The 12,466-nt window shown below is 51.6% G+C and carries 9 protein-coding genes; 3 read left to right on the forward strand and 6 right to left on the reverse strand.

What is annotated here, in order from left to right:
* Nucleotides 1–89: 89 nt before the first annotated feature.
* Together CA13_RS17900 and CA13_RS17905 are read right to left on the reverse strand one after the other, a co-directional pair.
* Complete coding sequence (locus CA13_RS17900) at nt 90–329, reverse strand: hypothetical protein (RefSeq protein WP_146398891.1); 240 nt, start codon at nt 327–329, stop codon at nt 90–92.
* 74 nt (nt 330–403) lie between these two features.
* Complete coding sequence (locus tag CA13_RS17905) at nt 404–1,084, reverse strand: transposase (protein WP_146398892.1); 681 nt, start codon at nt 1,082–1,084, stop codon at nt 404–406.
* A gap of 633 nt (nt 1,085–1,717) precedes the next feature.
* Between CA13_RS17905 and CA13_RS17910 the strand changes: the two genes are divergently transcribed.
* A complete protein-coding gene (locus tag CA13_RS17910; protein ID WP_419194517.1) occupies nt 1,718–2,074 on the forward strand; it encodes a DciA family protein in 357 nt (118 codons plus the stop codon).
* Between the two features lie 84 nt (nt 2,075–2,158).
* Here CA13_RS17910 and CA13_RS17915 read toward each other — a convergent pair whose 3' ends face one another.
* From CA13_RS17915 to CA13_RS17930, 4 genes are all read right to left on the reverse strand, one after another.
* Nucleotides 2,159–3,757, reverse strand: coding sequence for a sulfatase family protein (locus CA13_RS17915; protein WP_146398894.1), 1,599 nt, complete (start codon nt 3,755–3,757; stop codon nt 2,159–2,161).
* A gap of 222 nt (nt 3,758–3,979) precedes the next feature.
* On the reverse strand, nt 3,980–6,109 hold the full coding sequence (locus tag CA13_RS17920; protein ID WP_419194518.1) for a sulfatase-like hydrolase/transferase: 2,130 nt from the start codon (nt 6,107–6,109) through the stop codon (nt 3,980–3,982).
* A 554-nt stretch (nt 6,110–6,663) separates the two neighbouring features.
* The gene (locus CA13_RS17925) at nt 6,664–7,047 is read right to left on the reverse strand and encodes a hypothetical protein (protein WP_146398896.1); all 384 of its coding nucleotides are present in this window, start codon (nt 7,045–7,047) and stop codon (nt 6,664–6,666) included.
* Nucleotides 7,048–7,149: 102 nt separating this feature from the next.
* Nucleotides 7,150–7,683, reverse strand: a complete 534-nt coding sequence (locus CA13_RS17930) for a hypothetical protein (RefSeq protein ID WP_146398897.1) — start codon at nt 7,681–7,683, stop codon at nt 7,150–7,152.
* 362 nt (nt 7,684–8,045) lie between these two features.
* Here CA13_RS17930 and CA13_RS17935 point away from each other — a divergent pair, with 362 nt between their 5' ends.
* Both CA13_RS17935 and CA13_RS17940 read left to right on the forward strand, forming a co-directional pair.
* On the forward strand, nt 8,046–10,502 hold the full coding sequence (locus CA13_RS17935) for a DNA gyrase/topoisomerase IV subunit A (protein ID WP_146398898.1): 2,457 nt from the start codon (nt 8,046–8,048) through the stop codon (nt 10,500–10,502).
* Nucleotides 10,503–10,508: 6 nt separating this feature from the next.
* Entirely contained in the window at nt 10,509–12,422 is a 1,914-nt protein-coding gene (locus CA13_RS17940; RefSeq protein ID WP_146398900.1) for a DNA gyrase/topoisomerase IV subunit B, read from the forward strand.
* Nucleotides 12,423–12,466: the final 44 nt, after the last annotated feature.

Raw genomic sequence — 12,466 nt, forward strand, 5'->3', positions numbered from 1 at the left:
AAGGCGTCAGCGAAAAAACGATGTTAGCGGACGCGGCACACTTCCAACACAGCTTCCATTCCGTTTCGGCTGCAAGTCAACAGCGCAAATCAATTAGGATCACGCCGCCACGCCTCAACAAGGTTCATTGATTCGTCACATCGAATCCACAGGTCAGTGTTGGGCATTCGCAAGTCGAACGGGATGACAGAAATCGGAACGTCATATGGAATGCCACCGTCCACCATGCCAACACCGGGAAGAACGGTGATCCCGAGTTCACCGTCTCGCAAGCATCCGAAGACACGCGCCGGTATGCGCTCTCGCCATTCAGGAGGATACGAAATCATGGAAAACTAGCGTCCGCTAACATCACATAGGACGACAATTCTTCGACGACGCGTACTTCGAGACTAGTGCAGCGTTACAGCTTAATCTTCGGGTAGACAGAGGTTGGTTTCATCCAGGCGTCGTCAATCTTCATTTGCCAGTGGACGGCACGTTGAGTTTCGTTGACATCACATACCGATGCATGCGTTTCGGATTCGAGCATGGTGAGATTGCCGATCCGGCGACGGGCCACGCACTGCCGTGTCATACTGCTTAGCGCGTTCTCGGTGATGTTCAGCCAACAGCCATGCTTAGGGGTGTAGTGGAACTCGATGCGGCGAACCAGCGACCTCGCACGCTCAGGCTCAAAGACTTCATAGAATGCTCCTATTGTGTGTGTTGAGATTGTCTCATACCACGAGGACTTTGCAGCAATCAGATTAGCCATCGTGATAGTCCAATCTACTTTGGTCTTCTTTTCTCGTATCATCACCTCTCGGCAGCGAGAAAGCGGTTCGGTGAACATGAAAACGTTGGCAACACCGGGGCGTTCGTATTGGTATTCGTAATCGACTCGCCTGGGATGTTCCTTGGTCGCGGCAATCGGCACCTTGGTGTCTTTGATCAACTGGACCAGCTGTTCGTCCATGCAAAGAACAGGAACATCACAATCGTAGGGCTTTGAGTACGTTTCAAGGACATCTTCCCTATGAGCAACGAACTCCGCATCGGCTTCCGGCGGGATCACCCAGTACTGCATCTTGCGATAGCTCATGCCTTTTTTCTAAGCGTTCGGCGAAGCGTCGCATGACTGACCGATTCAACGATCCCCAACTCAACGACTTTTCGAGCAAAGCAGTCGTTGTGACCAGTTCGCGTGGGCTTCCGGTGGTGGGCTCAATCGAGTCGCGATGATCCGAGCCTGTTGTTCACCATCGAGCCTCTTAGGCGTCGGCGGCGCAGCTCGTTTCATACTGTCGAGCGTTTCTCGTAAGCCGTTTTCGACCAACCGTCGCCGGATGTTCACGATGGTTTTGGTCCGACAGCTGAACGACTCGGCTATCTTCGCATCGGTCCAAGCTGGGCCGTCGGCATCGGAGTTCAAAAGAATTTGGGCTCGACGAACATCCTGGTCCGTTCGGCTGAGCTTCTAAATGACGTTGGTGAGCTCAGCGCGTTCCTGGTCGTTCAAGCGAACGATATACTTCTTCAGCATGGGACCCTCCGTGGTTCCCAACCGTTTCGCTCAAAATGCTCGTCCAGCCAAGCCCAATTATCAGCAGCGACGCTGAACTAGTCGGCAAATAAAAACCCATTGGCCGGCAACGGACACCTTCGGTAGAATCAACCCCCATGCATGGTTAGGCCCAAAGGCGAGCATATCGCTGAACCCCCAGGAATCCAGTGGATGACCCGAAAACCAAATAAACCGAAATCTTCCACCTTTCAGGGTGCCAAGAGTGAAGCTCCCCAGCTTCGCCAGATCGGTTCGTTGGTCAATCAGCTAATATCTCGGCGGGGGTACGCCCAAGTAGCGGTAGTCAACGAAATCGAAGCGACAATCGTAGGCGAAATCGCGGAAAGCATTCGCTCAAGTGTCCGGGTAGGAAATTTGAAACGCGGCGTGTTGAACATCTATGCTTCCGACTCCGTCACACTCCAGGAGTTGAATTTCCAAAAGCGTTCGATCTTAGAAAAAATCACAAAGCAACATCCTCAATCCAAAGTAGTCGACTTGAAGTTTCGCATCCAAGCCAAAGCATAGTCGAGTTCTTTTTGGGTAGGGACAATCACAGAGTGCTTCGGCGGCACTCGTTGATTTTCGTTGTCTTGTCGTCTTAAGACATTTCTATTTTTTTGACGTTGGATCGGTGAATGGCGAAGATTCAAAAATGACGTGCTCGCTGACCCGCGGGTCGTCTGTACGACGCAGCTCGGACATCAATCGATCATGAAGTTGATCGCGAGTTTTCCGATGCGATGGATGGTTTGCCAAGTTCGTCATGCAGTGGGGGTCGGCAATCACGTCATAGAGTTCAAACTTGTCTCTTCGGCCGAACGCGAAATCGAATCGCTTTGGATCCTCATGACGGTTCGTGACAATCCATGCTTTGGTAGGACTGGCATCCAAATCAGCAAAAGCAGCAAAGGTATTTTCGCGTAACGCATCGAATTTTGGAAACGCATCACCGCTTTTACCATAGCCGATTGCAGTCCCCATCGGCCAACGGTCGGGAGCAAAGTTGACAATGAAAAGGAACTGATCGGTACGGATCGCTCGTTGGGGATAAGGTTTAAAATCGGTTCGAGCCGCCGCGACATGTCGTTCGCGGCCAGTGAACACGGCATCACGAGTCGAATCGACCTGTCCCGATAGATCGCTTTTGAGAATCGGGATCAAGGAACGAGCCGTCATCGAATCAGGAATCTCGACATTGGCTGCTTCCAAAAAAGTTGGTGCTAAGTCGGGCAACGTTACAAAATCATCGACAACGCGACCGGTTGTCGGAATGCCCGCCGGCCAACGAATCGCTAACGGTACTTGAGTGCCAAAGTCATACAGATTGCATTTGCCGCGAGTCACACCGGGGAAACCATGATCACCGCTGACGACCAAAATCGTATTGTCGTTCACGCCGAGTCGTTTGAGCTCGCTACTGATCACTTCTAACGAAGTATCGAAAGCCTTGATTTCACCGAAATAATCCGAGAAATCTTCTCGTACGATTTGTACATCGGGAAGGTAGGGCGGTATCTTTCCTTTCAACGTATCGGGTTCGATATCCCAAAGCGTCTTGCCACTCCCAGCAATCCACTTGCGATGGCAATTCGTTGGACCAAAGAAGTAACAGAACGGTTGGTCGCCATCAACTTGGTCATCATTGTCACTATCGAGAAACGACAGCAAATTTTGGCGAACCTCATGGAGAAGATCGGCTTTGGCTTTCTCATGATCATTCGCTTTCATAGCTGCCTGCGAAAACCCGTTGAAGCGTCGACCCGCTTTGTTGAAAGCACGAGCAGCACCACCATGCGGAGCGTCGCCCGGTTTCCCAGGAGACCAGACTTTGTAGGTATGGCCAATTCGGTAGCCGGACGATTCCAGTAGCAGAGGGTAAGCAGGATTCGAAAAATCCCAAATCGCTCCTTGCAAGATAGCACCGCGGCCACACCGCCAAAAATGTTGGCCCGACATCAGTGAACTGCGGCACGGTGTACAGGATGGAGCACTTACGAATGCGCGACTGAACAACACACCTTGTTCGGCAATCGCGTCAAAGTTCGGCGTTGAGACGACGTCGTTGACACCCCCAGGGAACAATGTTCCATAGGCACTGGCGTGAAATCCCCAATCGTCAGCAAAGGCGAAAACAATATTGGGTCGTTCCGCCGAAGCAATTTGTAGAAAACCAAAAAACACCAACCAACAAGTCGCAATCAAACGCATCGTTCAGCCTCAAATCGGCTTAGGGGGAAGCGGGCAGGATCGAAATTAGATTCGTGGGTCCCTATTGTAACCGCGTATCGTCGTCCAGTGTGCAAATCCTTCAAGCCAATAACGCAACAATCGGAAAGCCAAAACTAAATGCTATTCGTTGCATTGTTGGCGTCAATTTATCCCTGGATTCACCGCGTAATACGAGACAGTGCCTAGGCTTATCATTCTAGGCTAATCGTTGTCATGAGCATCGATTGAATTCAGGTGCCATAGTCGAACCAGCAGTTCGTAGCCCAACGGATCATGCCTTTCTAACTGCATGCGGTCAAACGGATAAAAATCGTTCCGCCCCAGAAGCGCCTCAGACAACTCAGCAAAGTACTCCATAGGATTTGTCATCGCATAGGCTCGTTCGGTTTTCCCATTTCCACGTAGCACAGCGTTGTACGAGCCATTTTGCTTTGCTCGATCGAAAGCGATCTTCAACTCGATGTTATCGTGCCCTAGCACTTGGTCGTGGTACGCATGAGCAAGTTCATGCAACACCATGACGGGCATTCGTTTGATTTCACGATCGAAGATAGCGGTATTGGTGAACTCGACGCAGCGATGGAGTTCGGGACGACGCCCATTTTTTTCGAGCCACTTCGCTCCTGGATGGTATTCGCCTTTTGGTCGGACGTCCGGGTACGGTGGTGAAAGCCAAATCGGCACCGTCTGAATCAGCGCCAATGCCTCATCGGGCACAACGCGTTTGATGTGCTGAAACTGATCGGTCAGCAACTCCACCGCACGAACGGTTTCTTCGTGTTTCTCGCTCATCAGCTGATCGCTGATTTGAACAGGCCACCCTTCGATGTTTTGTGAAGAATAACCTGGTACGTCCGTCCGCGGATCAGCATTCTTGATTAACTCCGCATCGAGTTGGCGTCGCAACTGTTGTTTCACCTTCAAGCACGTTGGATCGTCGGCAATGTTTCGGAGTTGATTCGGATCCTTAAGAAGATCGTAGAGCTCTTCCAGCGGCCGACGAGCGAAAGACAAATCCGCAAACGGTTTTACCGCGGATTCGTGACGATGTAGGCGGAGAAATTGTTTCGATGGGGATGGATCGATAGCAAACGAAAAGGCACCCGGACCCGTTGGCCAAGGTGTTTCAGCAAAGTCGTACGTCATGTTCCCACCGTTCTTTTCGCCAGTCGGCCACTTGCCAGGATCGAAATTTCGAATGTAAAGGAACTTACCGGTACGCAGGGCACGTTTCGGATAGGAGTAAACATGGCGTTCCACGCCGGATAGCACGAATGATCTGCTAGGATCAACCTGCCCGGATTTGTTGGAGGTAAGTATTGGCATCAGACTGCGTCCTGTCATTTGCTCCGATGCCTTTAACCCAGCCGCTTCGAGAAATGTCGGTGCGAGGTCACAGAGCGTGACAAAGTCGTTCAATCTACGGTTTTCACTTACCTTTGCTCCCCACCGAATTGCCAATGGAACGCGAGTGCCTTGGTCATACAGCGTCGCCTTGCAGCGAGGGAACGGCATACCATTGTCGCCGCTGACAACGATAATGGTGTTGTCCAACTCACCCATCGCCTTCAGCTGATCAACAATTTGCCCGACCTCTCGATCGAATCTCTGAACTTCCCACAAATAGTCAGCCACGTCGCTGCGGATTGTTTCGTTGTCCGGCAGACACGCCGGGACTTGCACCTTCGACAAATCGATGCCGCTTTTCTTTCCAACGCCAAGCTTGTACGGACGATGAGGATCCTGACCACCGTGCCAGTAACAGAACGGTTCGCCGGGTTTGCGTTCTTTGAGGAAAGCGTCGAACGACTTGAAACGTTCCCCAAAAGAATCGCGTTTGCGAAACGCATGCTTGCTTGGCCAGACCCCCTTGCCGAACCGACCGATCCGGTATCCGGCGCGTTGAAGCAGCTCGGTGTAGACGTCAAAATTCTCTCGCAAAGATCCACCGAGGCTATCACCTTCTTTAAGTCGCCAATGATGCTGACCGGTCAGGATACTTAGACGACTCGGAGTGCACGACGGGGTCGACACGAAAGCGTTCTCAAACAGCACACCTTCGCGAGCGACACGATCAAAGTTCGGAGTCTTCACAACGGGATCACCAAGAATGCCAGCATGTGGCCACGACCAATCGTCAGCCATGCAGAAGACGATGTTAGGACGACCAATCGACTCGCTGGCGGATAACCGTGCTTTTGGATCGATCGTAGACAGCGCGATCATCAAACCGCAAATCGAAGCGATCACAACACCTAATTGGCTTGGCTGGGAGAAGGTGTTCTTTCGCCACCAGAGGCCGTAGGATATCCGCGAAAAAAAAGGATTCATGTTATGGGAACTCTCTTTGTGAAGCATCAACCAAGTGAGTCTCGCTGGGGCAGGGGAGAAGTTGATCAACCAAAAAGCAGATCCAGGATGTTCTCAAATTCACCCATTGGCCAGCAAATCAGCTTCCGCTGGTCAATATTATGATCCCTACGGTCGACCATAGCCACATGAAAACGCCGAGCGGCGCGTATTTCGCTAAGTGACTTAGCAGTGAGGATATTGTGTCCTCGAAAATGGCACCGTTGGCATGACAATCCAACAACGCTCACATCATGAAAGCTGTCACACGTTTCGAAAGCACAAGACGTATCGCCGCAGCGGCTTGGCGATCCGAGTAGAAAAGGTGCAACCCGAATAGAAAAGGTGCAACGTGATGCAGCAAACTCAGTATAGAGCTTCACGTCGATTTGGCGGTTTCCGCGCAGCACGCGCGAAGAAAGTTCAAGCAACTTGTTTTTCGCAGCACACTCATTCTCATTACTGCTCGGCCTCGAATTCAATCGAGGCCGGCGACTTGTCAGTGATGCTGCTTCATCGACGATCTCGAAGTCGTTCTACCAAGGGCCACGTACGTAGTAGACGCCGAATTGATCGGTGTGGCTTGGCCAATTGGGCGTAGGCCGGAAACTGCCTCGTTGGGCGGCTCCAGGTGAACTAGCGCTACGGCCGAATTGGTGATGTATCGGATACATCAAGTTCTGGCTAACACCCCACGACAGCGTTTGGCGCATGTGAGCGGTTGGCGGAACGATCAAAGCAGTCGGTTGACCACTGTTTTGGTAGTAGTAACCACCGTGCCAAGGACGATCCATTGCATAGTTGTGTTGCCACACTTGGGTCATCGCGTACGGGTCGCCAGCGTCGGCTTCGTTCTGGTTGCAAAAGCAACCTGCCAGCGTTGTTACTAGAGCGACGGAGAGAATTATGTGTCGAATCATGACTATGTGCCGAAGAAAGGTGTTACCGAAGTAAGGTTTAAGAGCTGAAAGGAAGGGAACACTCAGCGAGTTCCCCTTCCAATTTTCTAACGCGTCTAATTCCTAACGGGCGAGCCGCAGGTAGTTCCAGTAAAAATTACTGGCTGCTTGGCGCACGGGTGGGCTGTAGTAAATAGCCCGAGTTCGATTCATACCGCGACCATTGTCATAGTAGTTGTGGAATCGGTTCTTGTGCCAATAAAGCATCTCTTCGGGATAAAAAGGCTGATACGTGAAAAACGTATGCCCGACGTTCGGCGGAACCGGCCGTGGTGACAAGTACAATTGGGCGTTAGTCCGGTTGCAGTTGCCTTGGGTGTAGTAATTGTAGAACAGGTCGGGTTGGCCATATTTGCGTTCTTGGCATCCGGCCGAGCAGAGATCGCCGACGTCGTAGCCTTGGCCGGTACTTGCCCCATCGACGCCGATGTCGCCGACGTAGCTGCCTGAACCACTTACGGCCGTGTCACTAATGACATGGGATTCGACAATTCGCTCGCCACTGCCGAACAAGTGGGCCGAAGCGGAGTTGGTGGTCGTGGCCAGCACGGCCAGCGCGGCAGTGCAAGCGAGTTTGTGCATGAGTTGACGTTTCATCTTGCGGTTCCTCCTGAACCAGACGCAATCGAACGAGATCGGAACATCACTCCGAAAGTTGTTCTGACGGTGGTGCAATCTGCTGTTTATGGCAAACGGGCCGACGATGGTCCATCCTTGAACACGACCAGCCTTACCGCCAAGTTTCGGATCTACGGCGCGACTCGCATGACCTTTGCAATCTGTCCCGCCCCGCTTCGCCTGATCGGCGGTTTCGCTACTACGGGTCTGATCGCTATAACCCGGTAGGTAACTGGAATCTCTCATCTTGACCCATCGAAGCAAATCGCCGTAAACCATACAAATTACGCAGGCTCGCATCCAAACGAACGAAAAAGACAGACGAAAAAGGACTTCCAAGCGTGGCAAAACGCTCTAAACGCAATTCTTCTCGAAATTCGAGCTCCAAATCCAAGTCCAATGCTGGATCCAACGGATCCCTGTTTGACCAGGTGGATGACCACTTATTGACAGCAATTCCGCTGCGGCAAGCGGCCCAAGCTCGCTATTTGAACTATTCGCTCTCGGTGATTACCAGCCGAGCGCTTCCGGATGTCCGTGACGGATTGAAACCGGTACAAAGGCGAATTTTGTACACCATGAGTCAGCAGGGACTGACCGCGTCAGCAAAACACCGAAAATGTGCCAAGGTCGTCGGGGACGTGATGGGGAATTACCACCCACATGGCGACAGTTCAATCTATGAAGCTTTGGTGCGGATGGCACAGCCGTTTTCGCTCCGCATGCCATTGATTGACGGCAGCGGGAACTTCGGTAGCGTCGACGGCGATAACGCAGCGGCGATGCGGTACACCGAATGTCGGATGACACCGATCGCTAACGAGGTGTTGACCGACTTGGCTACTCGCACCGTTGCGTTCAAACCGAACTATGACGGCAGCCGCGAAGAACCGGTTGTCTTGCCAAGTCGCGTCCCCAATTTGCTCGTCAATGGTGCGACCGGCATCGCGGTCGGAATGGCGACCAACATACCGCCACACAATTTGAAAGAGGTTTGCCAGGCGCTTCTGAAACTACTGCGTGATCCCGAAATCAAGGATTACCAACTTGTTGCCAATGACGCCGTCCGTGGGCCGGACTTCCCCACCGGTGGCCAGATCATCAATACCAAGGACGAGCTCCGAGATATCTACAGCACTGGTCAAGGGACAGTGAAGTTGCGTGGAACGGCAACCCTAAAATCGAAGTCGCGAAGTAGCAACGTACTGAAAATCGATTCGATTCCGTACGGTGTAAACAAGTCGGCGCTCGTTGAACGAATTAACGAATTGGTTTACTCCGGCAAGTTTCCTTTGGTCATCGAAGCTCGAGATTTGTCGACCGATGAAATCCGCATCGACTTGGTGTTGAAGAAAGACGCGGACGAGAACAAGGTGCTCGCTTATCTTTACAAGCACACCGATTTTCAAAAGAACTTTAGCGTCAACTTGACCTGTTTGGTTCCGACGGAAAATCCCGAAGTGGGCCGGCCCGAACGATTGGGACTGAAAGAAGTGTTATGGCACTTTTTACACTTCCGCATGAGTGTGCTTACCAAGCGACTCGAAAATGAACTTGCGGGGCTAGAACGCCGCATACATATTCTCGAAGGTTTTGCGTTAATCTTTGACGCGCTAGACCAAATCATTGCGATCATTCGAAAATCGGATGGCAAAGCGGACGCAGCCCAAAAGATAATGAAACGGTTCCCAGCCGCTAAAGGTGGGCTCGATGAGGAACAAACCGATGCGATCCTTGAGCTGAAACTTTATCGGCTTGCTCGACTCGAAATCAACATGATCCTCGATGAGCTTAAAGATAAGCGTAAACGAGCACGTGAGATTAAGAAACTTCTCAGTGATGATACAAAGGATTACATGGCCTCGGGTCGATGGCAAATTATTCGCGGTGAGATCGAGTCGCTAATCAACGACTACAACAAAGATCCGCGAGCCAAACGGCAATCTTCTATCGAAACGATCGCAGAAGAACCCGAGTACACGGCAGAAGACTTTATCGTTGCCGAAGATTGTCATGTCATGGTCACCAAAGATGGTTGGGTGAAACGGCAAAAGCAGATAGCCGACCCGGGCAAGAGCCGTGTGCGACAAGGCGACAAAGTTCTTTCGTGTGTCGCTGGCAACACAAGGGAAACGATCGGTTTGTTCTCTTCACTAGGCGTTTGTTACACCGTCCGAATGATCGACATACCGGCCTCCACCGGTTTCGGTGAGCCGATTCAAAAATTGTTTAAACTCAAAGATGGCGAGCGAATTGTTGCGGTAATGTCGTTTGACTCGCGAATCATCGGCGACATCCGCGAAGACCCAAAAAAGCCCGATTTGTGCCCCGAAACGCATGCGATGGCCGTCACATCCAACGGATTTGCTCTTCGCTTCGGGTTGGCAAGTTTCGTAGAACCATCCACACGAAACGGACGCAAATTCGCTCGTGTGAAAGCGGGTGCCGAAGTGATCGATGTCGCGCCGGTTCATGGTATGGAAGTGATCTTGGCAGTCACAGCGAATTGTCGCGCGATGATTTGTTCGGCCGAAGAAGTGAACTATCTATCAGGCGCTGGAAAAGGGGTAACGCTGATTCGCTTGTCAGCGGATGACCGTGTGCTTGGATTCAAAGCGTCCACTGGCGATCGTGATTTGTTAACCGTTCAAACCAACCGTGGTGCAAAGAAAACGATTTCAACTGCTAAATACCGAGTCACCTCGCGAGGTGGACGCGGCAACGAGATACAAAAGAACGGAAAGATCGCCGAAATCATTACGGCGCCAATCGAAGCACCTGTAACCTTTGAAGAATAAGCATTTATGAGTACTGTTACGAAGTCGTATAGCGCTAAAGACATCACCGCGCTGGAAGGGCTTGATCCGGTTCGAAAGCGACCCGGTATGTACATCGGTGGCGTCGGGATGTCAGGGCTACACCACTTGATTTGGGAAATCGTCGACAATTCCGTTGACGAAGCGATGAACGGTCATGCGACCGAGATATCGGTAACGCTGCATAAAGATGGTACGAGTGTTTCCGTTTATGATAATGGTCGCGGTATCCCTGTTGACAGACACCCAAAAACAAAGAAACCAGCACTCGAAATGGTACTCACCGTACTTCATGCCGGTGGGAAATTTGACGGTGGAAACTACAAAACCGCTGGTGGACTTCACGGTGTCGGCGCGTCGGTGGTCAATGCTCTTTCGAAAGAATTGAGCGCAGTGGTGCGCCGCAACGGTTCCCAGTACCGGATGATGTTCGAACGAGGTAAAGCGAAGACGGGGCTGCAAAAATTGAAAGGGCCCGCCCGCGGCACAGGAACGACGATCACCTTTACGCCAGACCCAACGATATTTCCGAAAATCGATTTTGACAGTGCGACGATTCGAGCTCGACTTGAAACGGTCAGCTTTCTGCATCGCGGCGTGAAGGTTACTTACATTGATGAAACCGCAAAGACAAAGGAAACGTTTCTGCACGAACAGGGGATCGTTGACTTTTTGGCCAAGGTGCTAAAAGATCGCAAAGCACGGCCCATCCATGATACGCCTTTCATTTTGCGAAAGGATGACGATATTCGAATGGAATTGACGCTGCAGTGGACCGAATCGACCGACGAACATGTCCGTAGCTACGTCAATGGTATTCCAACCGGCAGCGGCGGAACTCATGAAAGTGGACTTCGTAGCGGACTCAATAAAGCCGTTCGCAATTACATCGACACCCACAACCTGACACCACGCGGTGTCAAAATCACTCATGAAGATATTCGCGAAGGACTTGTCGCGATCATTTCAATCTTCATTGCCGAACCTCAATTCCAGGGCCAAACGAAGGACCGACTCAACAATCCAGAAGCTCAAGCATTAGTCGAGGCGTCGACGCGTCCGGCTATGGAGCAGTGGATGAACAATAACCGATCGGTTGCCGATATGGTGATTGCCAGAATCATTGCTGCGGCGCGGGCACGAGCCGCATCGCGAGCCGCATCGGATGCGGTATCTCGAAAAGGGGGCGCTAAGCGAACAATGCTGCCGGGCAAACTGAGTGATTGTTTGGCCAGCGGAAAGTCAGAATCGGAACTGTTTATCGTCGAAGGTGACTCGGCGGGCGGTAGTGCAAAACAGGGTCGTAACCGGAATTACCAAGCGATCTTGCCGCTGCGTGGAAAGGTCCTCAATACCGAAAACGCGACGCTCAAAAAGCTCACGGAGAACAAAGAAATTCAGGACATGATCGCGTCACTTGGCTGTGGGATCGGTCCCAATATTAACCTCGCTTCGTTGCGTTACAAAAAAATTATCTTGCTTGCTGATGCGGATTCGGATGGACATCACATCACGACGTTGCTGTTGACGTTCTTTTACCGCCACATGCCCGCATTGATAGCGGAAGGGAACTTGTTTATCGCCGTTCCTCCGCTGTACCGAATCGATATTGGCAAGCAAACCTATTGGGCGAATGACGAAGAGCACCGCGAGCAAATTCTCGAAGAACATGCGGGCCGAGCGAATCCTGAGATTACGCGATTTAAAGGTCTCGGTGAGATGATGCCCAAAGTCCTTTGGGAAACGACGCTCAATCCACAAACGCGGCGACTTTTGAAAGTCGAAGTGGACGATCACTTGGAAACCGATCGGGTGATTAGCGATTTGATGGGCCGCGACGCCTCAGCTAGGTTCCGATTCATCATGGAAAGAGCCGAAGACGCCGAAGAGATCGACGTCTAATAGTAGTTGGTGTTCAGGCTTTAGCCGCGCAAAACGTCGGACAG

It is taken from the genome of Novipirellula herctigrandis (assembly GCA_007859835.1).
Classification (GTDB): domain Bacteria; phylum Planctomycetota; class Planctomycetia; order Pirellulales; family Pirellulaceae; genus Novipirellula_A; species Novipirellula_A herctigrandis.

Coding starts and splice junctions, on each gene's coding strand:
- CA13_RS17900 (WP_146398891.1), bottom strand. CDS start 329: ATGATTTCGTATCCTCCTGAATGGCGAGAGCGCATACCGGCGCGTGTC.
- CA13_RS17905 (WP_146398892.1), bottom strand. CDS start 1,084: ATGAGCTATCGCAAGATGCAGTACTGGGTGATCCCGCCGGAAGCCGAT.
- CA13_RS17910 (WP_419194517.1), top strand. CDS start 1,718: ATGACCCGAAAACCAAATAAACCGAAATCTTCCACCTTTCAGGGTGCC.
- CA13_RS17915 (WP_146398894.1), bottom strand. CDS start 3,757: ATGCGTTTGATTGCGACTTGTTGGTTGGTGTTTTTTGGTTTTCTACAA.
- CA13_RS17920 (WP_419194518.1), bottom strand. CDS start 6,109: ATGAATCCTTTTTTTTCGCGGATATCCTACGGCCTCTGGTGGCGAAAG.
- CA13_RS17925 (WP_146398896.1), bottom strand. CDS start 7,047: ATGATTCGACACATAATTCTCTCCGTCGCTCTAGTAACAACGCTGGCA.
- CA13_RS17930 (WP_146398897.1), bottom strand. CDS start 7,683: ATGAAACGTCAACTCATGCACAAACTCGCTTGCACTGCCGCGCTGGCC.
- CA13_RS17940 (WP_146398900.1), top strand. CDS start 10,509: ATGAGTACTGTTACGAAGTCGTATAGCGCTAAAGACATCACCGCGCTG.